Origin of the sequence: uncultured Agrobacterium sp. (genome assembly GCF_913777885.1) — a bacterium.
GTDB lineage: Bacteria > Pseudomonadota > Alphaproteobacteria > Rhizobiales > Rhizobiaceae > Agrobacterium.
Window position 1 is genome coordinate 44,440 of the sequence record NZ_CAJYTV010000013.1, and the last position, 24,932, is coordinate 69,371.

Genomic DNA, 24,932 nt, shown 5'->3' on the forward strand with positions numbered 1-24,932 from the left:
GAATTTTTATTCACTTGTAGCGGACGGGATTCTCAAGGTCGAGCGGGCAATGGCATCCTTCCACGTGGCGAGGTTGTCATTTTTGTTGGAAGTGACCGGGGTAATCTTTGTGCCGCTGGCATTGAGGCTGGCGACCGTCTGGAGGTCAGGCCACAAACCGAGCGCAAGCCCTGCGAGGTAGGCGGCACCCAGGGCAGAGGCTTCCGGCGCATCGCGCTGAATAATGGGATGATCCAGCATATCGGCCACGCATTGCATCAGAAAGCGGCTCTGGCTCGGACCGCCATCAACGAACAGACGGCCGAAACCTGTGGGAGACTGTGCACCCATCGCGGCGAAGACGTCGTGGACTTGAAAAGCGATGGAATCGGTTACGGCGCGCGCCATTTGTGCGCGGCTTGTGGAGAAATTGATCTGGGAGAACAAAGCGCGGCAATCGGAATCCCAGTAAGGTGCGCCGAGGCCGACAAAGGCGGGCACGAAACCAGGGCCGCCCGGAGCGGCCGTCGAGGCCAGTTCCACCAGTGCGGCGACATCCGGTAGCCCGAGGATGTCGACCATCCATGGTAGCGAGGAGGCGGAGACCAGAATATTGCCCTCGAATGCGAATGTGGGCTTGCCGCCAAGCCGCCACGCAACAGTCGTGGTAATGCCTCGCTCCGGCGCGATGAAGTGCGGCAAGGTCGTCATGACCGAGGAGCCCGTACCGAAGGTCACTTTGCCGTCACCGGGATCAAATGCGCCGTGGCCAAAGAGTGCAGCATGGCTGTCTCCGATCGCCGCCAGAATAGGCGTCCCGTCCTTAATGCCGGGCACGCTTTTGGTGACGCCAAAATCTCCACTGCTATCGCGAACGTCTGGGAGAGCATCCATATCGATGCCGAAAAGCGTGCAGAGCTCAGCACTCCAGACCTGTCGGTTGAGATCAAGGGCCTGGCTGCGAGCTGCGTTCGAGGCGTCGCAGGCGTGAACTTGGCCGCCGGTCAAGCAGTTGATCAACCAGCTATCAACCGTGCCAAGCCTGACCTTGCGGCCTTTGGGCGCGCGGTCCAGCAGCCATCGCATTTTCGCGCCGGGAAACATCGGGTCGATGGGCAGGCCCGTCAGCGTCATGACACGTTCGGCATGGCCACTCTGGATGAGGTCTGCGCACGTGGGCGCGGTGCGGCGGCACTGCCAACTCAAGACCGGTCCAAGTGGCTCACCTGTCTCGGCGTCCCAGACTGTCACGGATTCGCGTTGATTGGAGATAGCGATAGCCTCGACGCAAACAGGCTCCGGCGCGGCTTTGAGGCAGATATCAATGGCCTCTAAAACGGAAGACCAGATGCGTTTCGGGTCTTGCTCCACCCAGCCCGGCTGTGGATAAGCAATACCGACGGGGCACGAGCCTCTGGCAAGAATCTTTCCGTCTTCCGAAACCAGGATGGCTTTGGAGTTTGTCGTACCCTGATCGACGGACAAAATGGCGCGCATCGCTGTGCTTTCTTCCCGGCGGAAATTCATGACGCGTGATACTAGCCGGGATTTTCAGGCAATCGAAGCGCCACGCAGGTGAAGGCAGGATGCCGCCCACGCCATTAACGAGACGTGAGCGGCAGGGAGGAGACTTATTTTCTCTTGATCAGCGCCTCAGCGGCTTCGGCAATTGCATGTGGCGCCATCCCGAACTCATCGAGCAGCCATTCAGCAGGGCCCGTATGGGCAAAGACACCGGGAACGCCGAGGCGTTTCATGGGAACCGGTGCCTGCTCCACAACCACTTCGGCGATGGCCGAACCCAGCCCCCCATAGATCGAGTGTTCTTCCGCCGTCAGGATCGCGCCTGTTTGTGTTGCCGCCGCGACGATCGCCGCTTCATCGATCGGTCGCACGGTTGCCATGTTCAACACGCGCGCTTTGATGCCTCGTGCTGCCAGGATGTCTGCGGCCTTGACCATGCGGTGGGTCAAGGTGCCGTTAGCGATCAAAGTCAAATCCGTGCCGTCGCGCAGGAGATTGGCTTTGCCGAGTTCGAAGACATGCCCTTCCGGCAGCAGATCCGGCACGCCGACACGCGAAAGGCGCAGGAAGCAAGGGCCCGCATACTCAGCGGCCCATTTCACTGCGGCGGCAGTTTCGATGCGATCGCAAGGCGCAATCACCGGCAGATTCGGCAAAACACGCGTCCACGCAAAATCCTCGATGGAGTGGTGGGTCGGTCCAAGCTCGCCGTAAGCCATGCCCGACGAAATGCCGACAAGTTTCACATTGGCATTGGAATAGGCAAGGTCTGCCTTGATCTGCTCCAGAGCGCGGCCTGTCAAGAAGCAGGACGCGCCGCAGACGAAGGGCAACTGGCCGCCATTTGCAAGACCAGCACCGACGCCGACCATGTTCTGTTCGGCAATGCCGACATTGATCAGACGTTCTGGAAACTTTGCCTTGAAGCCGCCGAGCTTTGACGAGCCGACCGAGTCATTGCACACGGCGACAACGCGCGCGTCGTTGGCGGCAAGCATCTCAATTGTCTCGGCGAAGGCATCGCGGCAGTCATAGAGTTTGGGGGCAGATACTGGCGCGTTCATTATAGTGCCTCCGAAAGTTCTCTGACGGCGATGTCGTATTGTTCTTTGCTCGGCACCTTGTGGTGCCAATCCACCTTGTCCTGCATGAAGGATATGCCATGACCCTTGTTGGTATGGGCCACGATGCAGTGCGGGCGATCGCTACGGTGTTCGAGTGCGGGAACGACCTCACCCATCTCGTTACCGTTGATTTCAGAGACGTCCCACCCGAATGCTTCCAGCTTGGGTCGAAGCGGGGCAATATCGTTGGTGTCAGAGAGTGCCGCACCCTGCTGGAAGCGATTGTGATCGATGATCAACGTCAGATTATCGAGACCAAACTGGGCGCCAGCCATGATCGCTTCCCAGTTGGAGCCTTCCTGCATCTCGCCGTCGCCCGTCATCACATAGGTGTGGTAATCGGCACCAGAAAGCTTGGCAGCTTTGGCCATTCCGACCGCGACCGGTAGGCCATGACCAAGTGGCCCAGTGTTGGTCTCGACGCCCGGCACCTTATTGCAGTTGGGATGGCCGTTCAGGCGTGAATTTGGCTGCAGGAAGGTTGAGATTTCATCTTCCGGAATAAAGCCGCGCTTGGCGAGCGTGACATAAAGCGCGCAGGCCGTATGTCCCTTTGATAGGACGAAGCGGTCGCGCGCCGGGTTCTTCGGATCATCCGGCCAAACGCGCAGGACGCGGAAGTACAGTGCCGTCATGATATCGATGGCAGACATTTCGCCACCCACATGACCTGCACCGGCTTCGAAAACGGCTTGCACATCGCGCAGGCGGATCTGGCGCGCTACGCGCTCTAGTTCTTTCGGCTCCATGAATTCCTCATCAAGATGCACGCATGAATATTTATACAGATGGCTATATAATTGCATAAGAGGCCAAAGTGTCAAGTTGCAAAAACAGAAGGCGCGCAGATTTCATTTAGCCGGATGCCTGTATCGACGCTATTGACAAGCATCCAAAAACTGAATTATGAATTTTACGTCGATTGTGAATATTTATTCTCATCGGTTTAAAAGTTCTGACGAATGACCAGTGGGAGGAGCCATGACCGTGTTGGAGCGCAAGGACGCGAACGTCCAGATCAAAAATCCGCTCGCCTGGCTGAGTGGCGCCACGGGACCTCTCGTCGGTCTGCTGCTTCTATGTGTGTTTCTCTCTTTCGCCAGCGATAATTTCCTGTCGCTGCGCAACGGCTTGAACATCCTCGATCAAATCACCGTTCTTGGCATCATGGCTGTCGGCATGACATTCGTCATTCTGCTCGGCGGCATCGATCTGTCGGTAGGATCGGTTCTTGCCCTGTCGATGATGATCATGGGATGGACGGCAAATGTGGCCGGGATGCCGATGGGAGCCGCCATCGTGCTGGCTTTGCTGGCATCTGGCGTTTGCGGGCTTGTTGTCGGCATACTCGTAACCGTGTTTCGCGTGCCCGCATTCATCGCCACGCTTGCCATGATGTCGGTTGCGCGTGGTCTTGCCAACATGATCACCGACGGCCAGCAGATCGTTGGTTTTCCTGATTGGTTCATGATGCTCGCGATTGATCGGCATTTCGGCGTGCTGACCGCGACCGTGCTTCTGATGCTGGTTGTCGTCGCCGTTTCCTGGGCATTTTTGCGCTATCGTGCCGAAGGTCGCACTGTCTATGCCGTCGGCGGCAATGCCGAAGTGGCACGCCTGGCAGGCATCAATGTTCAACTAGTGACTATCGGCGTCTATGTCGTTTGCGCCGTTCTCGCAGGTCTTGCCGGTATCGTTCTCGCCGCGCGCCTTGACTCCGTCCAGCCGTCCAGCGGCTTCGGATACGAACTTGATACGATTGCAGCGGTCGTCATTGGCGGCACATCCCTTTCAGGCGGCGCCGGCGGCATCGGCGGCACGCTTATCGGCGTCCTCATCATCGGCGTACTGCGCAACGGCCTCAACCTTCTCAACGTCTCGCCTTTCCTTCAGCAGGTCATCATCGGTGTCGTCATCGTTCTGGCCGTCGGTGCAGAGACCCTGCGCCGTAGAAGAGGCTGACCTTCAAGTTCAGGCGGGGATCAACTCCGCCCTCAACAGACCATCTCCCTTCCTGGAGGGAGAGGAAACCGGCCCGAGGGGAGGAGGCAAAGTCTCCCGAAAGCCATCACCAAAACCGGAGGAAAACAACATGAAACTGTCTCGTATTCTGCTTGCGTCCGCAGCACTTGCCCTCTCACTCGGTCCCGCCAATGCTGCCGAAGTTAAGAAAATCGGCCTTGCTGTCGCAAATCTTCAGGCAAACTTCTTCAACCAGATCAAGCAGTCGGTGGAAGCAGAAGCCAAGACGCGCGGCATCACGGTCGTGACAGTTGACGCCAAGGGTGATGGCCCGACGCAGGTCAACCAGATCCAGGACCTTCTGACCCAGAACATCGATGCGCTGATCTACATCCCTGCCGGTGCTGCTGCCGCGACCGTTCCGGTAAAGCTTGCAAAGGCGGCCGGCGTGCCGGTCATCAACGTTGACCGCAATGCAGACGGTGCGCCCGGCGATACGTTCCTGGCGACTGATTCTGTCGCATCTGCAAAGTCGGTCTGCGACTACATCATCAAGCAGGCTGGCGGTAAGGGCAAGATGGTCATCATTCACGGCCAGAAAGGCACGACGCCTGAAGTGGATCGCACCAAGGGCTGCATGGAATCCGTCAAGGCGAACCCAGATGTGAAAGTCGTTGCTGAGCAGTGGTCCAACATGTGGAGCCAGGACGAAGGCTTCCAGATCATGCAGAACATGCTCCAGGCCAACCCGGATGTCTCCATCGTCTTCGCTCAGGCTGACGGTCTGGCACTTGGCGCAGCGCAGGCCATTAAGGTCGCCAATCCATCGCAGAAGATTGTTGTTGGCGGTTTTGACGGCGACACCGCAGCCCTCGAAGCTCTGAAGAACGGCGTCTTCAATGCAACGGCTACCCAGCAGACGCAGAAGATGGGCCGCACGGCTGTCGAGATGGCCGTGAAGATTGTCGGCGGCGAGAAGGTCCCACCAGTTCAGCTGATGGACGCGACCCTGACCACCAAGGAAAATGTCGACGGCTTTATCGCCAACCATCCTTGATTACACTGGGGGTGCCGCCTATCGGCGGCACCCCATCTCTTTGAACCGGACATGGCGCTTTGCGACCATCCGGTTGTCTCGATTGCAAGTTTTGGGAGGTCCCCAGCATGCGTGAGCCGGTTCTTTCGCTGCGTGGCATCAGCAAACGCTACGGTCCGCTTGAGGTCTTGAAGAATGTCGATCTCGACGTCTATGCCGGCGAGGTCGTCGCACTCCTGGGCGAGAACGGCGCGGGTAAATCGACCCTGTCTGGCATCATCGCCGGATCGCGCGAACCATCGCAAGGCACTATGACCTGGCTCGGCCAACCCTATGCCCCTGCTTCGCCCCGTGAGGCGATCGACAAGGGCGTCGTGCTGATACACCAGGAACTGAAGCTTCTGCCCGAGCTCTCCATTGCGGAGAATGTTTTCATCGGGCGCTGGCCGATGAGAAATGGCAAGGTCGACCGTGCCGAGATGGTGCGTCGCGCGCAGGAGCAGCTGGCCCGCCTTAATCTCCACATTCCCGCCTCCCGCAAGGTCGCAGGCCTTTCCACCGCAAACCAGCAGCTCATCGAGATCGCCAAGGCGCTGGCACTGGATGCGAAGCTCCTCATCCTCGACGAGCCGACGGCGGCTCTTGGCGGAGCGGAAACGCAGGCGCTGTTCGAACAGGTCCGAAAGCTGCGCGCCGAAGGCGTCGGCATCATCTACATTTCTCACCGCATGGAGGAAATCCGACAGATCACCGACCGGATTGTCGTCTTGCGTGATGGAGAAAGGGTCAACGAATTCGCCGATAGTGCGACGCCCGTCCGCACGGTCGTGGAGAGCATGGTCGGCCGTTCGCTGGAACGCATGTTTCCAACGCTCCCCGATGCAAGCGATAAGGTCGTGCTTGAGGTGAAAGGTTTGACAGGCGTCAACAACGCCTTTCGCAATGTTAGCTTCGATGTGCGTGCCGGGGAAATTCTTGGTATTGCAGGTCTCATCGGCGCGGGCCGGACCGAATTGGTGCGGGCAATTGCCGGTGCGGATGCCACCTCGCAGGGACAGATTCTTCTCGATGGCAAACCGCTCAACCTCAAATCACCGTCGGATGCCATCGATCATGGCATCGTCATGGTGCCGGAGGATCGCAAGCTTCAAGGCTTGGTGGTCGAGCATGAAATCGGCGAAAACATTATCTACGCCAATCTCGACTTGCTCGGAACGCGTTGGGTCACACCAGGGCTCAAGCGCCGCTTCGCAAATGCCGCCATTTCGAAGTTTGGCGTCAAGGGCAAAGGCGAACAGCCGGCGTCGGATCTTTCCGGCGGTAATCAGCAAAAGGTCGTTATCGCCAAGTGGCTCGCGCGCAACCCGCGCGTGGTCGTGCTGGATGAGCCAACCCGTGGCATCGATGTCGGCGCACGCGCTGGCATTTACGACATCATCGTCGATCTGGCGAAACAGGGCGTAGCGGTGATCGTGGTCAGCTCCGATCTTGAGGAAGTTCTCGGCGTTTCCAGCCGCATCCTCGTTCTTGCCCAAGGAAATCAGGCCGGTATTCTCAACCGTGACGAAGCCAACGATGTGTCCGTCATGGAACTGGCGACAATTTGAAAAAGGAAACCTGCATGTCCACGATCACGCTCAACGCGCCCAAGCTTTTCGATCTTTCCGGTCAGGTGGCCCTCGTCACGGGTGCGGGTTCTGGTATCGGCCAGCGCATCGCCATGGGTTTGGCACAGGCCGGCGCCGATGTCGCGTTGCTCGACCGCCGCACAGACGACGGCCTTGCACAAACGGCTGACTTCATTGCAAAGGCCGGTCGCAAGTCTGTTCAGATTGCCGCAGATGTCACCAGCAAGCAGGCGCTGGCAGACGCCGTAGCCAAAACCGAGGCGGATCTCGGGGCGCTATCGCTTGCCGTCAACGCTGCAGGCATCGCTAATGCCAATCCTGCCGAGGAAATGGACGAAAGCCAGTTCCAGACGATGATGGATATCAACCTGAAGGGCGTTTTCCTTTCCTGCCAGGCAGAGGCCCAAGCCATGCTGAAGCACGGACGCGGATCAATCGTCAACATAGCGTCCATGTCCGGTGTGATCGTCAATCGCGGACTGATGCAGTGCCACTATAACGCCTCCAAGGCGGGCGTCATTCACATGTCGAAATCCATGGCGATGGAGTGGGTTGGACGCGGCCTACGCGTCAACACGATCTCTCCCGGCTATACCGCAACGCCAATGAACACGCGTCCCGAAATGGTTCACCAGACAAAACTGTTTGAAGAGCAGACGCCGATGCAGCGCATGGCCAATGTCGATGAAATGGTTGGGCCGGCCATCTTCCTGCTGTCTGATGCAGCAAGCTTCGTGACCGGCGTCGATCTTCTGGTCGATGGCGGGTTCTGCTGCTGGTAACGGGCAGTCTTAAATTCAGGTTACACAATGAAAATGCGCCCGGACGGGGCGCATTTTGCATTGGTGATCTCACGCCTCAAGCAACCTGCTTGCGCTCTTCGGCTTGTCGGGCATTCACATATTCGACCAGATCCTTGATCGTCACGAGCAAAAGACCGTGCCGTTCGGCAAACACCTCGAGATCCGGCAGTCGAGCCATGGTGCCATCGTCATTGGCAACTTCGCAGATGGTCCCAGAGGGTGCCTTTCCTGCGAGTCGGCAGAGATCCACGGCGGCTTCCGTGTGGCCGGTGCGGCCGAGAACGCCCTTCGGATTGGCACGCAACGGAAAGATGTGTCCAGGCCGAGCAAAATCTTCCGGTTTCGTCCCTTTCGTAACTAGCGCCTGCACGGTCTTGGCACGGTCCTGTGCGGAGATGCCGGTGGTAGTGCCAGGAATGTAATCCACCGATACCGTGAAAGCGGTCTTGTGGAACTCCGTATTGCGCGGAACCATCAAAGGAAGCTCCAACTCGTCCAGTCGCTCGCCTTCCATGGCAACACAGATGAGACCACGAGCGTGGTTCATCATGAATGCGATCTGGCCGGGAGTGATGGTCTCCGAAGCGGCGATGATATCGCCTTCGTTTTCACGATCCTCATCATCCACCACGATGACCATGTCACCGCGAAAGATAGCTGCGATCGCATCTTCAATTTTAGAAATCGTCATGTCTTGCCTTTCAAGGGTTATGCCGTTTCCGGCACTTTCGCGTTTGGTCAAACGCCAAATTTCCCTTGGGCGAACAACGTAATTAGGCCCCACTGGATGCGGGTCCTCTTTACCTTGTTCTCTTCCATCCGGACTATACCGTCGGCTCCGGCATCGCACCGGATCTGCTGACCTTCCGGAGACCGGAAGCGCTCGCGGGCTCCGGGATAAATCCCGATACCGCCGGTGGGGAATTGCGCCCCGCCCTGAGAACAAGACAATCATACGGCAAGCAGGAGCGGTATTTCAAGCTGGAAATAATGCATTGATTGGAGGCGATATCGGATAGTTAGATTGCCGCGGCTCTGCGAACAGCTTGAGTTCGTTATCTTCCACTCCCGTCCCTTCAGTTCAGAAGTTTCGTCCTTGTACGGTAGCGAAGGAGATCCGGCGAGGAGCATCTCTCCCCATCCACGGCACGGCCCCTTCACAGGGTGGAACCCATCGCAACGGCACTTCCCAATAGTCCCCAGGACTGCATGAGAGATCTCAATGCATCTTTGTCAGCAGCATCGAGGACTGGAAGACCTGGCGCACGGACCGGTCCGACGTGAAAGCCTTGCATGGCAACGGCTTCCTTCACCACGGTCACGTTGGCACCATTGCGATATTTTGTTCTCAGCCGTTCGAACAACTCGATCCGCTCGACAACGGAACGGGCAGCGGCAAAATCGCCAGCTGCGAGCGCCGCATGCACCTGTAGCGAAAACTCTGGGGCAACATTGACCAGCCCGGATGTGAAGCCCCTCGCGCCCACAGCGGCGAAGGCGGGCGCCCAGCTTTCTGCCAGTCCGCAGACATAAAGCGCGCCGTTTGGGTCGGACGCGGCAATTGCGCGGGACAGCAGCATCACGTCGGTCGTCGCAAACTTTATACCGGCGATATTGGGATGAGCGGCAAGGCGCGTCATATCGTCAACGCTGAACCCGTCAGCCCGCACATAGGCGACAAGCGGGAGTTCGCTTGCGTCTGCAAGCCCGCGGAAATAGTCCATCTGGGACTGGGGTGCAGCGAAAGGATCCACGGGCTGATGCGACATCACCGCCGAGGCACCCATGGATTTTGCTTTCCGTGCCATGGCAACAGCCTCGCGCTGAGACCTGCCGATGGCAGCCGTTACCGGCGCGACGCCTTCCACACCTGCGATGGCGGCCTCATAGACCTTCAGAATTTCATCGGTCGTCAAGGCGTAGAACTCGCCGGTGTTGCCCGCAGCGACGATATTGTGGATACCGGCGCGCGCAACACGGCCGTAAATCGTGGCGGTCACCTGTGCATCGATCTCACCATCTGTGCCGTAGGCAGTAATCGGTACGCCTGATACGCCGTGCAATCGGTCGCGCATGTCGAAGCGGTTCATGTCAGAAATCTCCAGAAGAAAAGGATGTGCGGCTAAAGCGCGAAACGGTGGACGGGAGCGCCCGCGACGGGCGCCTCGAAGGCAATGAGAGTGCCGGGTGTCTTCGCTATCCCTTCCCCGGTTGTCAGGCTGGTGACATAGAGCGTCTTGAGATCCGGTCCGCCGAAACAAGGCATGGTGGGACCGGCGAAAGGCATCCGGTAGATTTCGACGATCTGGCCTTCAGGGGAGATCCTATTCAAGCGGCCGCCCTGCACGCCGGCACTCCAATAGTAGCCTTCGCTATCGATCGCAGCACCATCCGGCCTGCCCTCGCCTGGAGCGAAATCGTGGAGACGCTCTGCAGCTCCGATTGCACCATCGGCAGGATCGAAATCAAACGCTTGGAGCATGAGGCCGCTACTATCGGAGTGATACATGCGCCGGCCGTCGGGGCTCCAGGCCAAACCATTGGACGTCAACAATCCCCCATCAATCAGGCATGTGTAGCTGCGGTCGGGTGAGACGCGATAGAGCCTGGCATTGCCGGTCTGAGGGACGGCCTCGTCTCGTGTTCCCACCCAGAAATGGCCGTCCGGCCCGACCTTACCGTCATTGAGGCGGCTGTCTGGCCTGCCTTCGTCAGGGTCGCAGAAGCATTCAAGCTGACCTGTTGCCGGATCAAGGAGATGAACGCCGGTCTGCAGTCCGACAAGCACCATGCCGTTTTCGCAAAGACCAAGGCAACCAACCGCCGCTGGCATGTCGAAACGATCGAGACCTCCGTCTGCTCTCAGCCGAAAAGCTGCCGGCGCGAGAATATCCACGAACCAGAGCGCGCCGGTTCGCTCGTCCCAAACGGGCGATTCTCCGACCGAAAGCGGAGTGTCGATGAGCGAGCGAATTTTCGGTTCTAAAATCCCTGGTGACGTCATGCTTTCTTCCTCTCCCCGGAACTGCCTAACAAGACAAAGCTCCGCCTTAGCGTACGGCCTCGAACCGCACACATCTATCGTTCCATCCGGGCTTACCGTCGTCCCGGCGATTTCTTATTAACGTCCCACACCCTGGAACATGCGGGCACGCGCCATCAGGATATGGTTCTTCATCGCATCATGAGCGGCCTGTTCGTTGCGTGCGAAAATAGCCTCGACGATCGCCGTATGCTCCGCCTGTACGTCACGCACGTGATGCGGAGGCCTCTTCAAACTCAGACTTCTGGTGACCGACTGGCCGATCGAAAAGTGAGGCCTGAACAGCGTTCGGACGGTGGCATGATATTGGTTGCCGCTCGCAATAGCGATTGCCTCGTGCAGCGCGAAATCTTCGTCGGCACCAAGATCTCCCCGCTCCAGGCAGTTCTCGAGGGCCAATATTGCATCGGAAATGCGATTACGATCGACCGGCTGCCAGTTGCGAGCTGCCAGCTCGGCCGCCGATGCCTCCAGGCCCGCCCGAAACTCAAAGAAACGCTGTACATCAGCCAGAGAGCCCACCGGCACCTGCTGCAAAATCGAGCTATCTGGCCTTTGTCGGACATAAGAGCCAGACCCTTTGCGCGATACGATCAAATCATCATTGCGAAGCCGCTCCAGCGCTTCGCGCACGACTGGACGTGACGCACCGAAAAGAGTGGCTAGGTTTTGTTCGGAGGGCAGTCTTTCATTGATCGGAAAACGCCCATCCGAGATCATCGATACGATTTTCTCATAGATGATATCGCTGAAGCGGGTATCGCTTCTCGCTGACGTTGTCGCGACCGGACCATCCATTAACGCCCCTTTTCCTTTCTCCACTCTTCAAACTCAGCCTGTGCGCCCGGATCCGGTGGATAAAGGCCGAAGATGCCTCGTCCGGCCCGAACCTTCTCCTCGACAAAGTCCTCAAACACAGTCTGCTCGACCGCTTCGTCCGCCACCTCTTCGGCGATGGCCGATGGGATGACGACTACGCCTTCGTCATCACCCACCAGAATATCGCCAGGATAAACTGCGACATCACCGCAGCCGATGGGCTGATTGATGTCCAGCGCGTGATGGCGGATCAGATTGGTAGGAGCCGAAGGTGACCCGTGATAGGCGGCAAACGGCAGGTTGGCAATATCAGGCGTGTCTCGAAAGCCCCCGTCCGTGACGACGCCTGCCGCGCCACGCTGCCATAGTCGGGTCATAAGGATGCCTCCCGCCGAGGCGGCGGAAGAATCCTTGCGGCTATCCATCACCAAGACGTGGCCAGGCGGGCATTCTTCTATGGCGCGCCGCTGCGGATGGCTTCTGTCCGTGAAGACACCGACATGATCGAGATCCTCACGCGCGGGAATATAGCGCAATGTAAAAGCAGGGCCGACCAGTCGTGGAGCGGCCTTGTTGATCTTGTGGATGCCGCGAATGAACACGTTCCGTAATCCACGCTTCAGAAGGATGGTGGTCAGCGTCGCGGTGGAAACGTTCCTTAGTTTCTCACGCGTTTCTTCCTTGAAATCCATGTTCTCCCCCAAACCACACAGCCTGCCGCGGCGCCAAGATTGGGCGAACCATAAAAAAGCTGTAATAATCTGTCAATACTTGTAATCATCTGAAAACCGATTATGGTGCCTTCATCCGATGAGGAGATCGGACAATTCGGTCGGGGAGGCCGTGGCCGGCATGTCGCTTTGCGTGGCGCCGGTATCATCTTTGGGAGGGATTTCGGAATGCGCGAGAAGCAAGGATCTTCGCACGGCGTGACGCGTCGTACGTTTTTGGCGGGTGTGGGCGGGGCCGTTGCTCTCTCAGTTGCTGGCGGCGTTGCCAGGGCAGCAAGTAACGGGGAAGCGCCGCAACTTGCAGCCCTGGTCAAGGACGGAAAGCTGCCGCCGCTGAAAGATCGACTGCCCGAAAACCCTCTCGTCGTTACTCCGCATGAAAAGATTGGCACCTATGGCGGCACCTTGCGGCGCGGCCTTCGCGGCTCCTCGGACCATAATGGCATTCTGCGCATGGTCGGCAACCAAGGTCTCGTGCGCTGGAACCTGGAATTTACCGAAGTCCTGCCCAACCTGGCCGAAAAATGGGAGATCAATCCCGACGCATCGGAGTTCACCTTCTATCTGCGTAAGGGAGTTAAATGGTCGGACGGTCATCCCTTCACGGCCGATGACGTGGTCTTCGCAATCGAAGACGTGGTGAAGAACAAGGAGCTTTATGGCTCCACACCGGCCCAGGTCTCCATCGGCGGGAAAGCCGTGGATGTGACCAAGATCGACGACTACACCGTCAAGTTCAAGTTTGCGGCGCCAAACGCGCTCTATCTTGAAAACCTGGCGACACCTCTGGGACAGCACCCGACCTTGTTTGCCAAGCACTATTGCAGCAAATTCCTGCCGAAATACAACACCGGCATCGAAGCCGAGGCCAAGGCGGCAGGTGCAGCCAGCTGGACCGAATTCTTCCGCAGCAAATGCGGCGATATCGAAATTCCATCTCGTTGGTCAAATGTTGATAAGCCCACGCTTGATCCTTGGGTCGTGAAGGAACCTTATTCTGGCGGCGCGACGCGTGTTGTGATGACCCGCAACCCATACTTCTGGCAGGTCGATACCGAGGGCAACCAGTTGCCTTATGTGGATGAGGTCAACTTCGGCATTTCCCAGGATGTCGAGTCGCTGATGCTGAACGTCATCTCCGGCAAGATCGACATTCAGGAACGCCATATCAGCACGCTGGCCAATAAGCCCACCCTTTCGGAAAACGCAAAAAAGGGCGACTACCGCTTGATGACGCTGGTGCCCTCTGCAGCGCAGCAGTGCCAGATTTATCTCAACATCACCCACAAAGATCCGGCGATGCAAAAGATGTTCGCCGACAAGTCCTTCCGACAAGCACTGTCGCTTGGACTCAATCGTCAGGAAATTATCGATATCGTCTATTTTGGTCAGAGCGAAGGATACCAGACAGGGCCCCGTCCTACCCATCCGTGGTACCACGAGAAGCTTGCACGCCAGCTGACCGAGTATGATCAGGATAAAGCCAATGCCATGCTGGACAAGGCTGGCTACGACAAGAAGAACGACAACGGCATCAGGCTTCGCCCTGACGGTCAGCCTGTTTTCTTCGCCATCGATGTCATCCCGACGCTCTATCCGGATCTTGTCGATACGCTTGAACTGGTAAAGGCTCAATGGGCGCAGATCGGCGTGGATATCAAGGTCAACACCATCGAGCGCGCGCTCTACTATACGCGTGGAGATGACAACGCCCATGATGCGGCTGTGTGGCCCGGCCCCGGCGGCCTCGACCCGATGCTCGATCCGCGCGACTTCTTCGCATTCCATCCGCAGGGCTCGCGCTACGCCATACCGTGGGCGCAGTGGTACACGTCGAACGGACAGAAGGGTCAGGAGCCGCCTGAAAGCCAGAAGAAGCGTTTCAAGCTTTTCGACGAAGCCCGCTCGACTGCCGACCTGCAAAAGCGCGGCGAGAAGATGAAAGAAATCTTCGATATCGCAGCGGACGAGTTTGAGACGATCGGTGTCTGCCTGGCTGTGGGCGGTTTCGGCATCATTCGCAACAATTTGCGCAACGTTCCGGAAACGGAACCCGACAGCTGGACGTGGCCGAACCCCGGCCCTGCCCTGCCCCAGCAGTTCTTCTTCACCAGCTAAGGCAAGACTAACCAAGCCCATGAAGCGTGAGATGCTGATCTGACAGGTCGCAATCGCTTCACGCGAACGATGGACGTTGCCGCATCTTGAAAATGCGGCACCCCTTTGATCCGCCACCCGCAGTCCTTCCGACGAAGATCAATCGGTCGGAAAGCGTCAGCCGTGGCCCTGCTTGCGAGAGACTTATGCTAGCCTTCATCGTTAAACGCCTTTTATGGATGATCCCATCGCTCTTTGCGGTAAGCTTCCTCGCCTTCGTCCTGATCCAGCTGCCGCCGGGCGACTATGTAACGACCTACGTCGCAACGCTCGCATCCTCCAATGAGGTGGTAGATCAGAATACTGCTGCACTGCTACGCGAACGTTTCGGTCTCGATCAGCCGATGATCGTGCAATATCTCAAGTGGGTGTGGGGCATCGTCACCCGCGGCGATTTCGGCATCTCCTTTGAATGGCAACAGCCGGTATCCGGTCTGATCTGGGAACGCATGGCGCTGACGCTCGTGCTCGCCATTGCAAGCCTTCTGGCCACTTGGGCGATTGCGCTTCCCATCGGCGTCTATTCTGCGGTCAAAAAATACTCGATTGGCGACTATTTTTTCACCGCCTTCAGCTTCTTCGGTCTCTCAATACCCTCTTTCCTACTGGCACTCGTGCTAATGTATGTCGCGGCCGTGGAGTTCGGGCAGGATGTCGGCGGCTTGTTCTCGCACGAATATCAGGCCGCGCCCTGGAGCATCGGCAAGATGATAGACCTGATGCAGCATATCTGGCTGCCGGTCATCATTCTTGCGGTCTCCTCGACTGCAAGCCTCATCCGCGTCATGCGGGCCAACATGTTGGACGAACTGCCCAAGCCCTATGTCACCACCGCTCGTGCCAAGGGTCTGTCGGAGTTCCGTCTGCTGACGAAATACCCCCTTCGTATCGCGCTCAACCCGTTCATTTCCACCATCGCCTGGCTCTTGCCGAACCTGATCTCAGGCTCCGTTGTCGTCGCGATCGTTTTGAACCTTCCGACAGCCGCGCCTTTGCTTCTCCAGGCGCTGATGGCGCAGGACATGTATCTCGCTGGTGCCTTTGTCCTTCTGATCTGCGCACTGACGCTGATCGGCTCCCTTATCAGCGACATTCTGCTGGCCCTCGTCGATCCCCGAATCCGTCTCGAATAGGAGCGCGCCCATGACCGATATCGCTATCACCGCTGGTCGCGCCGATCGCGCTGCCGTCGCCTCGCAATGGCAGCTCATCTGGTGGGCCTTCAAGCGGCACAAGCTCGCCATGGCTTCACTCTTCATAACCATTGCGATGTACACGGTGGCACTTGTGCCAGGTTTCTTCGCGGTCAACGATCCTGTCCTGCAAAATGCGCGTGCAACGTTCCATCCGCCTCAACGCGTTCATCTTTTCGATACGTCGAACGGCTTTGAGATCGGACCCTATTACTATCCGATGAAGCTGACCCGTGATCCAAACACGCTTGCAGCCATTTTCACGGAAGACACCACCAAGAAGGTGCCGTTGCAATTTTTCGGCCGCGGTTACGAATACAACGTGCTGGGACTGTTATCCTCCAACATTCATTTGCTAGCCTCCACCGACAAGAGCCGGCCGCTTTTCATCTTTGGCGCTGATCGTCTGGGGCGCGATGTGTTTAGCCGAGTGGTCCAGGGCGCGCAGGTTTCGCTGTCGATCGGCCTCGTCGGCGTCGCTCTGTCGCTTTTGCTCGGCGTCGTACTCGGCGGTATCTCAGGCTATTACGGGGGGCGCATCGACTTCGTGATGCAGCGCGTCATCGACTTCGTGCTGTCGCTGCCGACAATCCCGATCTGGCTGGCGCTTGCCGCGGCCCTTCCGCAAAACTGGCCGGCGACGATGCAGTACATGATGATCACCGTCATCCTGTCGCTTACCGGTTGGGCGCAGCTCGCTCGCGTGGTGCGTGGCCGCTTCCTGTCCCTTCGAACGGAAGAGTTCGTTTCCGCCGCGCGCCTGGATGGCGTGCCAGAACGGCGCATCATTTTTCGCCACATGCTTCCAAGCTTTTCCAGCCATATCATTGCATCGGTCACGCTTGCCGTACCGGCAATGATCCTCGCAGAAACCTCGCTGTCTTTCCTTGGCCTTGGCCTGCAGCCGCCGACGATATCCTGGGGCGTCCTGCTGCGTGAAGCACAGAATATCCGCTCTATCGCCACTGCCCCTTGGCTCTTCCTACCCGGTGTGGCTGTCGTCATTGCGGTCATGGCGCTCAACCTTCTGGGTGACGGCCTGCGCGACGCCGCCGATCCGTACAACAAGTGAGATTACCGATGACAGACATCCCGAACATCGCGCGGCGCAAGCCGCTCCTCGACGTCAGGAATCTCGTCACTGAGTTTCCTCTGCGAACCGGCGTCTTCAGAGCCGTCAATGATATCTCCTTCTCCATCGAGCCCGGCAAGACGCTCTGCGTGGTGGGCGAGAGCGGCTCCGGCAAGTCGGTGACGGCACGCTCCATTCTTCAGATTGTCGATGCCCCCGGTCATATCGCGTCGGGATCTATTCTTCTCAGTCGCGCCGATGGTTCGGTAGTCGATCTCGCCAAGCTTGATCCGCGCGGCAAGGCGATACGCTCCGTGCGCGGCGCCGACATCGCCATGATTTTCCAGGAACCGATGTCCTCACTCTCGCCGGTCCACACGGTCGGCGACCAGATCATGGAAGCGTTGCGGCTGCACCTGAAGATGAGCAAAGCCCAAGCGCGTGTCGAAGCAATCTCGCTGCTACGGCAAGTGGAAATTCCAAACCCCGAGACTGCCATCGACAAATACGCTTTCCAGTATTCGGGCGGCATGCGCCAGCGCGCTATGATTGCCATGGCGCTCGCTTGTAAACCGCGCCTCCTGATCGCCGATGAGCCAACGACCGCTCTCGACGTGACGACGCAAGCGGAAATCCTTGACCTCATCGCCAGGCTGCAGAAGGCCAACGGTATGGCAGTGCTGTTCATCACCCATGATATGGGCGTGGTGGCGCAGATCGCCGACGATGTGCTTGTCATGCATCATGGCGTCGTCAAGGAATACGGCCCTGTGGAGCAGATCTTCCACGAGCCGCGCGATCCCTATACCAAAATTCTGATCGGCTCGGTGCTGAAGCTGGAGCAAAAGGCGGAAATTCGGCTGAAGCGCCCGCCACTCGATACCACCGCGTTACCGCTTCTCGAAATACGCGATCTGACGATGCACTTCGGCGCGATGAGGGCCCTGGACGGCGTGTCGATCAAACTGCTGCCTGGCGAGACGCTTGGCATTGTCGGTGAAAGTGGCTCGGGCAAGACGACGATGGGGCGCTCCATCATGCGGCTTTACGACCCGACATCCGGCGAGATGCTTTACCGAAAGGCCGATGGCCGCGTTATCGATCTTGCAAAGATCGAAGGTGAGGAACTGAAAGCCGCGCGCCGGGAGCTACGCATGGTGTTCCAGGATCCTTTCGGATCTCTCAACCCCCGCATGACAGTTGCTCAGATCATTGGCGAGCCACTCCTCGTCAACGGGATAGCTAAAGGCCGTGAGCTGGACGAACGGGTCTGTACGCTGATGGAGCAGGTCGGTCTTGATCCAAACGGTCGCGAGCGCTACCCACACGCCTTTTCCGGCGGGCAACGCCAGCGCATCGGCATCGCACGTGCGATCACCCTCAAACCACGCATCATCGTTGCCGATGAAGCCACCTCTGCCCTCGACGTGTCGGTGCGCTTCCAGGTCCTCGATCTGTTGATGCGGATCCAGGACGAGCTTGGCCTCGCCTACATCTTCATCAGCCATGACATCGGCGTCATCCGCTACATGTGCGACAGGGTCGGCGTCATGTATCGCGGCAAGCTGGTGGAAGTCGGCGACGCAGAGAAGATCTGCAACGCGCCCGATCACCCTTATACGCAAGCGCTGCTTTCAGCCATCCCGCGCCCAGATCCGAGAGATCGAGACCGCTCGCGGCGGTTCCGTTACACCGAGCCTGCAGCTGATATCGCCCCTGCCCTCGTTGCGACCAAGAATGGGAGTGTACAACGATGAAGATCACCGCGATCCGCACCTTTCTCATGCATGCCGGGCAGCCGGATCCCTCCAAATGGGCGTCGGACGGCCATGCCAGCCATATCACCGATCACAAGTTGGAGGGCACTCGCAACTGGCTGTTCATCAAAATCGAGACCGATGAAGGGATAACCGGCCTTGGAGAATGCTCCGGCTGGCCGCGCGTCATCGAAACGGCAATCAAAGATCTGGCGCCCATCCTCATCGGCGAAGATCCGATGCATATCGAAAAGCTGTGGCAGAAAATGGCGATTGCCATGATGGGTCACGGAATGTTGGGCACGGTTGGCGCTGGCGCCATGACGGGTGTCGACATGGCTTTATGGGACATCAAGGGCAAGGCGCTTGGCGTTCCCGTCTGGATGCTGCTGGGTGGCAAGCTTAGAGACCGCATTCCCATCTACTCGCATGCCAATACGGTGGAGCGTGCGCTGGCCGTTAAGGCCCGCGGCATCAAGGCGATCAAATGCGGCGGGGTGTCCAGCCCGGTCAAGAAGGTCGCGATGCTTCGCGAGGCAGTCGGCGACGAAATGGACATCGCCATCGACCTGCACGGTCCACCGTGGATGACGCCTGCGGATGCCTGCCGTCTGGTGCGGGCGCTTGAGCCTTACGAGCTGATGTGGGTGGAAGACCCGATCGCGCCAGATAACGTGACCGGATATCGCCGCATCCGCGACGCCGCTCATATACCGCTCGCCTCTGGCGAACGAACGGCAACGATCTTCGGCGAGCGGCAGCTGATCGAGGAGGAACTCGTTGATATCATTCAGCCGGACACCGGACGCGCGGGCGGCATTACGCAGATGAAGAAAATCGCTGCGATGGCCGAGGCGCACCACATCCAGATGGCGCCGCATTCGGGTTCGCTGGGTCCGGTTGCCGAATATGCGGCATTGCAAGTTCTTGCATCGATACCGAACGCATTGATCCTGGAACGGATCGACGACGATTGGGAGGGGCGCTTCAAGACCATCTTGCCGCACCCCGTTCAGTCTGATGGCTTCCTGACGGTACCGGATGCACCTGGGCTTGGCTGCGACATCGATGAAGAGTTCGTCGCTCGCTTCCCAAGCGAAGGCAACCTCTCAATCCCCGTTCAGGAAAATGCCAACTCCTACAATCCTGGCACCTATGGCGAAAGGCTCTACGTGCAGACACGCATTGCACGGCGTCAATATTTCAAAGCGTAAGGACGAGACGAAAATGAAGATTGATCGGATGCGGGTGTTCGTCACCCGCGACAAGGACAGGCCCCGTGTCATCGTTGCACTCGACACGGACGACGGCCTGACGGGCTGGGGCGAGTGCTATAACCACGGACCTGATCTCGCCTTGCCACCCATCCTCGATTATCTCTACGGCTTCATCGCCGGTCAGGACCCGACGCGGGTGGAGTATCTCTATAACCTCATGCTGCAGCAAAACCGGTTCCCTCCCGGCGCGCTCGGTCTGTCTGCCATTTCGGGCCTTGATCATTGCCTTTGGGATCTGGCGGCGAAGGCCGCCGGTGTGCCCGTCTACAAGCTCCTCGGTGGCGAAGTGCGCGACCGGATCAAGGTCTATGCCGGCGTTTACACCGCGCCCGACGTTCCGGCAGCCAAAGAGGAACTTGACAGGCTAAATTCTGAATGGGGCTTCACCGCCTTCAAGCTCAGCCCGTGGCGGATCGACATGCACAGCCACCGCTGGGGCGAGGTCGTGCGAAGCTCCGCCGAGTATTTCCGCTCGCTACGCGAAAACGTCCGTTCCGACTACGAAATCGCCTTCGACGCGCATGCGAAGATTTTTGAGCCAGCAGCAGCACGTCAGCTAGGAAACGCGTTGGCACCATACGATCCTCTTTTCTACGAGGAGCCGCTACGTCCTGAAAACATCGAGATGTATGGCGATCTGAAACAGGGGCTGAACTGCACCCTTGCCACTGGCGAAAGCTTGTACAATCGCAACGAATTCCTTCGCCTTTTGCAGGTCAAGGGCGCCGATTTGATCCAGCCGGATATCTGCGTTGTCGGCGGCATCTCGGAAATGCGCCGAATTGCCACCTTGGCAGAAGCCCATTTCGTCGGCATCGCCCCGCATAACCCGATGGGACCGCTCGCGACCGCCGTCAATGTGCATTTCTCCGCTGCCCAGCAGAACTTCAAAATCCTCGAATATCGGCTTCCGAAGGGACAAGGATACATTTACGGCGGAACCGAGGTCCACAAGCAGGAGGAGACGACACGCTATGTCGTTGATCCGTACCTGCCAAAGGACGGCTATCTCGAACTTCGCCCCGACAGACCGGGCTGGGGCGTCGAAATGGATGAGAAGGCCATGCAGGAAGACGGTTACATCCACTGGCAGCGGCGCGTTCCCAAGCGTCCGGATGGATCCTATGCCTTTGCCTGATATGGTTGAAATCGCAAGCGGGCCGATTTCCGCCCGCTTTGCTCCTCGATGGGGCGGTCGCTTGACGCATCTGATCCATGCTGAACTCGGCGACATTCTCGTTCCGACGCATGAGACGGATTTCGATCCCTGGAATTGGCCGAAGGCCGGGGCTTATCCTCTGTTTCCCTATCATAACCGAGTGGCTGGCGCAGCCTTCTGTCATCTTGGAAAAGGCTACACCATCCTTCCTCATCCGGCGCTTGCGGGTGATGCCATGCACGGCCCGGCCCACCGGCGCGTCTGGCGTATCGAAGAGAAAGCGACCGATCGCGCGACGCTTAGGCTAGATTACGAGGCCGATACGGAGTGGCCGTTTTCGTTCACCGCGTGGCAGACGTTCATCCTCAACGATCAAGGATTGGCGTTGAGACTGAAGCTTCTGAACCGCGCAGATCGTACCGCTCCGGCGGTCATCGGATGGCATCCTTATATTCAGGCCCGCCTCGACGATGAGGCACATACCGACGCGAAGGCCGCCTATCCGCTCGATCCGTTGAGCATGCCAATCGGCTCTGTACCCGATCATCGTGACGGTGAGACGATCCCGGCCTCGTCAGGCTACACGCTGCACTTTCGTAACTGGAGCAAGGCAGAGTTGGTACGCGGTAAAGCCAAGATCGTCATCTCTGCCGACCAGATCTTCGCTCACATCGCGGTCCATCGAACGGAGCGCTATCTCTGCCTTGAGCCGGTTTCCGCAGCTGCCGGCGTACTGGGATTGCCAGAGAGCGAAAGACAAGCATCAGGTCTCGTCATGCTCGCCCCAGGCGAAAATCTTTCCGGCGACATCAAAATGTCCATCACCTCTATCAAACACGGAGAGCCCTCATGAAACGTCTTCTGATCACAGGTGGGGCTGGTGCAATCGGCCGGGTCATGCGCAAACGCTTATCCGGCATAGCAGATGTCATACGTCTGGCCGATGTCGTTGCCTTGACGCCCGAGCACGATGGCGAGGAATGCGTTCAATGCGACCTGGCGGATGCATCGGCGGTACAGGCCATGGTCGCAGATTGCGACGGCATTCTCCATCTCGGCGGAATTTCTGTGGAACGTCCTTTCGATGAGATACTCCATGCCAACATTATCGGAATGTACAATCTCTACGAGGCCGCCCGCGCACATGGACATCCGCGAATTCTTTTTGCCTCCTCGAACCACACGGTCGGCTTTTACCCTCAAACGCAGAGGCTCAGAGCGGATGAACCGCTTCGGCCAGACGGACTCTATGGCGTGTCGAAAGGCTATGGCGAGTTGCTTGCGCGCCTGTACTTCGACAAGTTCGGTCAGGAAACCGCTTCGGTTCGTATTGGCTCCTGCACGAGAGAACCGGTGGATTATCGAATGCTATCCAGCTGGCTATCCTATGAGGATTTCGCCACCCTTACGGAACGCGTCTTCAAGGTTCCTGTGCTAGGCTGCCCAGTCATCTGGGGTGTTTCGGCAAATCCTGCCAGCTGGTGGGACAATTCAAACGTCGGCTGGCTCGGCTGGCAACCAAAAGACTCCGCCGAAAACTGGCGTACAGCAATCGAAGCTCAGGGCATTCCACCTGCCAACCATCCCTTGGTAACAAAACAAGGTGGTCTCTTCACAGAACTCGCCATCATGAGAAACGAGCGGAGCGTTTGAGACTGAAAATATATTTTCATCTGTTTGTACTGTGACGTCAGGATTAGGTCTTGAGATCAGAGGAACCTTTATACGACCCGGTCGAAGCGGCTTTGATGCGAAGAGTCGTGCGATGCTACCTGTTGCGATAGCGTCGGGGCGGTGGAGCGACTGTGTCTATTGGCGCTGATATTGAACCCGTACTCCGGACGCATTACCCGCAACATTTCATCCTCGAAACACTATTCGGCGTTATCTTCGCGATCGCCAATGTTATCACCGTTGCCTACTTTGACGTTGTGCGTCTCCCGAAAGCGGCGCCCAGGTTTTCTCGACGCGTTGGGGGCGTTCTCGGTGTTGTAGGACCTTTCGGCGGCTTGCCGACCGTATTACCCGACTTCGTCGTGGCAGCTTGCACCAACTCCCGTCTTCTTGTTCTTAACCCCGTGGGCAGAAACCACAGCTTGCCACGGCGCATGGGACGTGCTGATGATTGTCGATATGGCAAGGACATTGGCGTCGAGATTCGCCACAGCGCGCAGAAGGAAAGCATAAAATGCAGGGATTTGGTGTTCACGCAATGATGTGGACAAGTGTCTGGGACCATGCAAGCGCCGAGCGCGCAATTGCGGGGGCAGCAAACTACGCTCAAGACTATATCGAAATTCCATTCTTGACATTCCTTCGGTTGACGCGGCGCACAGCCGCGCGCTTCTGGAAAAGCATCGGCTAAGAGCTACATGTTCGCTGGTTCTGCCGGAACACGCCTGGGCCTCGGCTCGCCCGGACGCCGCCATCGATCACCTGAAGGCTGCGCTCGATAAGGCGTCGGAGATTGGAGCTGAGGCACTGACCGGCGTGACCTTCGGGGGGACCACCGAGCGCACTGGTTTCCCGCCGACACAAGGTGAATACGACAATCTAACTCGCGCTTTAGGCACTGTGGCAAAACACGCCAAATCGCTTGGATTGCAGTTCGGCATCGAGGCGGTCAACCGGTATGAAAACCATCTCCTTAATACAGCGCAACAGGTAGTGGATCTCATCGAGCGGATCGGCATGGACAACGTCTTCGTCCATCTCGACATATTCCATATGAACCTTGAGGAGAAGGGGCTTGCGAGCGGGATCGTCGCGGCGCGCGATCACCTGAAATATATGCACATGTCTGAAAGCGATCGCGGCACGCCGGGCTTCGGCACCATCGCCTGGGACGAGCTTTTCGGGGCGCTGGCGGCCATCAATTTCAAGGGCCTTCTGGTTCTTGAAAGCTTTGGCGGCTTGCCAGACTTCATGGCTGGCCCAACGTCAACCTGGCGACCCGTCGCATCGGGCGCAGAGGAAGTGCTGGAAAAGGGGTTGACCTTCCTGCGCGACAAAGCAGCTCAGTACGGGGTGCTTGCCACGCGCTGAGACACTTCACCACACGTTACCGCGGCTACTGAGCTCGATCGGTCATTCAAGATCAACCGATGGGCAGTTGGGGATTCCACAGCAGGACCGGGCTTGTGTTCTCATAGGCCATGCCGTTCGGGTAACTAATCGCCTCAAACTGCAGACCCCAGGGCGCCTGGAAATAGAGAATGGATTGACCTGCAATAGGGCCATCTTGAATAGGCAAAGGGCCGAGCCTGGTCTCCACGCCCATCTCGTCCAAATACGCCTTGGCGGCAGCAATGTCTTGGACATAAAAGGCAATGTGGAAAGCGCCGATGTCGCTGTTCTTCTGCTTCAAATCCCGTTGATCGGGTGCGGAATATTCGAAGAGTTCAAGATTTGAACCGTTGCCACAGCGGATCATTGCTGCGCGCTCGATCCGCGCTCGCGGATGAACGCCGAGTGCTGCGGTCATGAAGCTTCCTTCCGGATCGCCGATCGGGCCGAAAGTGAGCACGTGGATGCAGCCGAGCACCCGGTCGAAGAAGTCGATGGCCTCATCGAGGTTGGGTACCGTTAGTCCTGTATGGTCGTGGCCAACGAGGCCTGGTAGGCCCTTTTGGCTGGAAGCTGTCATGACAGATCTCCTTTTAGCCTGT

General features: G+C 58.1%; 22 protein-coding genes, 1 pseudogene and 1 riboswitch. Of the genes and pseudogenes, 14 read left to right on the plus strand and 9 right to left on the minus strand.

The features are described 5' to 3' along the window. Window positions 1-6: 6 nt before the first annotated feature. The 3 genes from QZ869_RS12560 to QZ869_RS12570 all read right to left on the minus strand — a co-directional run bounded on the left by QZ869_RS12560 (window position 7) and on the right by QZ869_RS12570 (window position 3,376). Window positions 7-1,476 (minus strand): FGGY family carbohydrate kinase, encoded by a 1,470-nt coding sequence (locus tag QZ869_RS12560; protein ID WP_296105169.1) that lies wholly within the window; start codon window positions 1,474-1,476, stop codon window positions 7-9. 134 nt (window positions 1,477-1,610) lie between these two features. After that, the gene (locus QZ869_RS12565) at window positions 1,611-2,567 is read right to left on the minus strand and encodes a transketolase family protein (protein ID WP_113325934.1); all 957 of its coding nucleotides are present in this window, start codon (window positions 2,565-2,567) and stop codon (window positions 1,611-1,613) included. Then, complete coding sequence (locus QZ869_RS12570; protein ID WP_296105174.1) at window positions 2,567-3,376, minus strand: transketolase; 810 nt, start codon at window positions 3,374-3,376, stop codon at window positions 2,567-2,569. Before QZ869_RS12570 ends, QZ869_RS12565 begins: the two co-directional genes overlap by 1 nt. Before the next feature lie 232 nt (window positions 3,377-3,608). Between QZ869_RS12570 and QZ869_RS12575 the strand changes: the two genes are divergently transcribed. The 4 genes from QZ869_RS12575 to QZ869_RS12590 all read left to right on the plus strand — a co-directional run bounded on the left by QZ869_RS12575 (window position 3,609) and on the right by QZ869_RS12590 (window position 8,035). Next, entirely contained in the window at window positions 3,609-4,589 is a 981-nt protein-coding gene (locus QZ869_RS12575; RefSeq protein ID WP_296105176.1) for an ABC transporter permease, read from the plus strand. Between the two features lie 130 nt (window positions 4,590-4,719). Then, a complete protein-coding gene (locus QZ869_RS12580) occupies window positions 4,720-5,646 on the plus strand; it encodes a sugar ABC transporter substrate-binding protein (protein WP_144622101.1) in 927 nt (308 codons plus the stop codon). Between the two features lie 107 nt (window positions 5,647-5,753). After that, the gene (locus QZ869_RS12585) at window positions 5,754-7,232 is read left to right on the plus strand and encodes a sugar ABC transporter ATP-binding protein (RefSeq protein WP_296105179.1); all 1,479 of its coding nucleotides are present in this window, start codon (window positions 5,754-5,756) and stop codon (window positions 7,230-7,232) included. Window positions 7,233-7,246: 14 nt separating this feature from the next. Beyond that, window positions 7,247-8,035 (plus strand): SDR family oxidoreductase, encoded by a 789-nt coding sequence (locus QZ869_RS12590; RefSeq protein WP_296105181.1) that lies wholly within the window; start codon window positions 7,247-7,249, stop codon window positions 8,033-8,035. A 76-nt stretch (window positions 8,036-8,111) separates the two neighbouring features. On the opposite strand, the gene ribB is transcribed toward QZ869_RS12590, so the two are convergent. The 5 genes from ribB to QZ869_RS12615 form a co-directional block, all read right to left on the minus strand. Continuing rightward, window positions 8,112-8,747: a 3,4-dihydroxy-2-butanone-4-phosphate synthase gene (gene ribB, locus QZ869_RS12595; protein ID WP_296105183.1), complete on the minus strand. Its 636-nt coding sequence runs from the start codon at window positions 8,745-8,747 to the stop codon at window positions 8,112-8,114. Between the two features lie 112 nt (window positions 8,748-8,859). Then, a riboswitch (FMN riboswitch) is annotated at window positions 8,860-9,004 on the minus strand. Between the two features lie 209 nt (window positions 9,005-9,213). Next, a complete protein-coding gene (locus QZ869_RS12600) occupies window positions 9,214-10,146 on the minus strand; it encodes a dihydrodipicolinate synthase family protein (RefSeq protein ID WP_296105185.1) in 933 nt (310 codons plus the stop codon). Between the two features lie 32 nt (window positions 10,147-10,178). Then, entirely contained in the window at window positions 10,179-11,060 is an 882-nt protein-coding gene (locus tag QZ869_RS12605) for an SMP-30/gluconolactonase/LRE family protein (protein WP_296105187.1), read from the minus strand. 117 nt (window positions 11,061-11,177) lie between these two features. Then, window positions 11,178-11,897, minus strand: coding sequence for a FadR/GntR family transcriptional regulator (locus QZ869_RS12610; protein ID WP_296077470.1), 720 nt, complete (start codon window positions 11,895-11,897; stop codon window positions 11,178-11,180). Further along, entirely contained in the window at window positions 11,897-12,610 is a 714-nt protein-coding gene (locus QZ869_RS12615; protein WP_296077471.1) for a ribonuclease activity regulator RraA, read from the minus strand. Before QZ869_RS12615 ends, QZ869_RS12610 begins: the two co-directional genes overlap by 1 nt. A gap of 207 nt (window positions 12,611-12,817) precedes the next feature. Here QZ869_RS12615 and QZ869_RS12620 point away from each other — a divergent pair, with 207 nt between their 5' ends. The 10 genes and pseudogenes from QZ869_RS12620 to QZ869_RS12665 all read left to right on the plus strand — a co-directional run bounded on the left by QZ869_RS12620 (window position 12,818) and on the right by QZ869_RS12665 (window position 24,309). Beyond that, window positions 12,818-14,767: an ABC transporter substrate-binding protein gene (locus QZ869_RS12620; RefSeq protein ID WP_296105189.1), complete on the plus strand. Its 1,950-nt coding sequence runs from the start codon at window positions 12,818-12,820 to the stop codon at window positions 14,765-14,767. A gap of 185 nt (window positions 14,768-14,952) precedes the next feature. Further along, the gene (locus tag QZ869_RS12625; RefSeq protein WP_296077472.1) at window positions 14,953-15,939 is read left to right on the plus strand and encodes an ABC transporter permease; all 987 of its coding nucleotides are present in this window, start codon (window positions 14,953-14,955) and stop codon (window positions 15,937-15,939) included. A 10-nt stretch (window positions 15,940-15,949) separates the two neighbouring features. Next, window positions 15,950-17,071 (plus strand): ABC transporter permease, encoded by a 1,122-nt coding sequence (locus QZ869_RS12630; RefSeq protein ID WP_296105191.1) that lies wholly within the window; start codon window positions 15,950-15,952, stop codon window positions 17,069-17,071. Window positions 17,072-17,079: 8 nt separating this feature from the next. Then, window positions 17,080-18,828: an ABC transporter ATP-binding protein gene (locus QZ869_RS12635; protein WP_296105193.1), complete on the plus strand. Its 1,749-nt coding sequence runs from the start codon at window positions 17,080-17,082 to the stop codon at window positions 18,826-18,828. Continuing rightward, on the plus strand, window positions 18,825-20,042 hold the full coding sequence (locus QZ869_RS12640) for a mandelate racemase/muconate lactonizing enzyme family protein (RefSeq protein WP_296105194.1): 1,218 nt from the start codon (window positions 18,825-18,827) through the stop codon (window positions 20,040-20,042). The genes QZ869_RS12635 and QZ869_RS12640 overlap by 4 nt, the downstream gene beginning before the upstream one ends. A gap of 13 nt (window positions 20,043-20,055) precedes the next feature. After that, window positions 20,056-21,243: a galactarate dehydratase gene (locus QZ869_RS12645; protein WP_296077479.1), complete on the plus strand. Its 1,188-nt coding sequence runs from the start codon at window positions 20,056-20,058 to the stop codon at window positions 21,241-21,243. Beyond that, entirely contained in the window at window positions 21,230-22,117 is an 888-nt protein-coding gene (locus QZ869_RS12650) for an aldose 1-epimerase (protein ID WP_296105196.1), read from the plus strand. Before QZ869_RS12645 ends, QZ869_RS12650 begins: the two co-directional genes overlap by 14 nt. Further along, window positions 22,114-22,917, plus strand: a complete 804-nt coding sequence (locus QZ869_RS12655; RefSeq protein WP_296105197.1) for an NAD(P)-dependent oxidoreductase — start codon at window positions 22,114-22,116, stop codon at window positions 22,915-22,917. The genes QZ869_RS12650 and QZ869_RS12655 overlap by 4 nt, the downstream gene beginning before the upstream one ends. A gap of 152 nt (window positions 22,918-23,069) precedes the next feature. After that, window positions 23,070-23,480, plus strand: coding sequence for a hypothetical protein (locus QZ869_RS12660; protein ID WP_296105198.1), 411 nt, complete (start codon window positions 23,070-23,072; stop codon window positions 23,478-23,480). Beyond that, window positions 23,453-24,309, plus strand: a pseudogene (locus QZ869_RS12665) (sugar phosphate isomerase/epimerase family protein). The gene QZ869_RS12660 and the pseudogene QZ869_RS12665 overlap by 28 nt, the downstream one beginning before the upstream one ends. A gap of 52 nt (window positions 24,310-24,361) precedes the next feature. On the opposite strand, the gene QZ869_RS12670 reads toward QZ869_RS12665, so the two are convergent. Further along, window positions 24,362-24,910 carry a VOC family protein gene (locus QZ869_RS12670; RefSeq protein WP_296105199.1) on the minus strand — a complete coding sequence of 183 codons (549 nt, stop codon included), beginning with the start codon at window positions 24,908-24,910 and terminating at the stop codon, window positions 24,362-24,364. Window positions 24,911-24,932 lie beyond the last annotated feature (22 nt).

Bases quoted from the DNA above. Each gene is read 5' to 3' on its own strand.
- QZ869_RS12560 (WP_296105169.1), bottom strand. From the start codon at position 1,476: ATGCGCGCCATTTTGTCCGTCGATCAGGGTACGACAAACTCCAAAGCC.
- QZ869_RS12565 (WP_113325934.1), bottom strand. From the start codon at position 2,567: ATGAACGCGCCAGTATCTGCCCCCAAACTCTATGACTGCCGCGATGCC.
- QZ869_RS12570 (WP_296105174.1), bottom strand. From the start codon at position 3,376: ATGGAGCCGAAAGAACTAGAGCGCGTAGCGCGCCAGATCCGCCTGCGC.
- QZ869_RS12575 (WP_296105176.1), top strand. From the start codon at position 3,609: ATGACCGTGTTGGAGCGCAAGGACGCGAACGTCCAGATCAAAAATCCG.
- QZ869_RS12580 (WP_144622101.1), top strand. From the start codon at position 4,720: ATGAAACTGTCTCGTATTCTGCTTGCGTCCGCAGCACTTGCCCTCTCA.
- QZ869_RS12585 (WP_296105179.1), top strand. From the start codon at position 5,754: ATGCGTGAGCCGGTTCTTTCGCTGCGTGGCATCAGCAAACGCTACGGT.
- QZ869_RS12590 (WP_296105181.1), top strand. From the start codon at position 7,247: ATGTCCACGATCACGCTCAACGCGCCCAAGCTTTTCGATCTTTCCGGT.
- ribB (WP_296105183.1), bottom strand. From the start codon at position 8,747: ATGACGATTTCTAAAATTGAAGATGCGATCGCAGCTATCTTTCGCGGT.
- QZ869_RS12600 (WP_296105185.1), bottom strand. From the start codon at position 10,146: ATGAACCGCTTCGACATGCGCGACCGATTGCACGGCGTATCAGGCGTA.
- QZ869_RS12605 (WP_296105187.1), bottom strand. From the start codon at position 11,060: ATGACGTCACCAGGGATTTTAGAACCGAAAATTCGCTCGCTCATCGAC.
- QZ869_RS12610 (WP_296077470.1), bottom strand. From the start codon at position 11,897: ATGGATGGTCCGGTCGCGACAACGTCAGCGAGAAGCGATACCCGCTTC.
- QZ869_RS12615 (WP_296077471.1), bottom strand. From the start codon at position 12,610: ATGGATTTCAAGGAAGAAACGCGTGAGAAACTAAGGAACGTTTCCACC.
- QZ869_RS12620 (WP_296105189.1), top strand. From the start codon at position 12,818: ATGCGCGAGAAGCAAGGATCTTCGCACGGCGTGACGCGTCGTACGTTT.
- QZ869_RS12625 (WP_296077472.1), top strand. From the start codon at position 14,953: ATGCTAGCCTTCATCGTTAAACGCCTTTTATGGATGATCCCATCGCTC.
- QZ869_RS12630 (WP_296105191.1), top strand. From the start codon at position 15,950: ATGACCGATATCGCTATCACCGCTGGTCGCGCCGATCGCGCTGCCGTC.
- QZ869_RS12635 (WP_296105193.1), top strand. From the start codon at position 17,080: ATGACAGACATCCCGAACATCGCGCGGCGCAAGCCGCTCCTCGACGTC.
- QZ869_RS12640 (WP_296105194.1), top strand. From the start codon at position 18,825: ATGAAGATCACCGCGATCCGCACCTTTCTCATGCATGCCGGGCAGCCG.
- QZ869_RS12645 (WP_296077479.1), top strand. From the start codon at position 20,056: ATGAAGATTGATCGGATGCGGGTGTTCGTCACCCGCGACAAGGACAGG.
- QZ869_RS12650 (WP_296105196.1), top strand. From the start codon at position 21,230: ATGCCTTTGCCTGATATGGTTGAAATCGCAAGCGGGCCGATTTCCGCC.
- QZ869_RS12655 (WP_296105197.1), top strand. From the start codon at position 22,114: ATGAAACGTCTTCTGATCACAGGTGGGGCTGGTGCAATCGGCCGGGTC.
- QZ869_RS12670 (WP_296105199.1), bottom strand. From the start codon at position 24,910: ATGACAGCTTCCAGCCAAAAGGGCCTACCAGGCCTCGTTGGCCACGAC.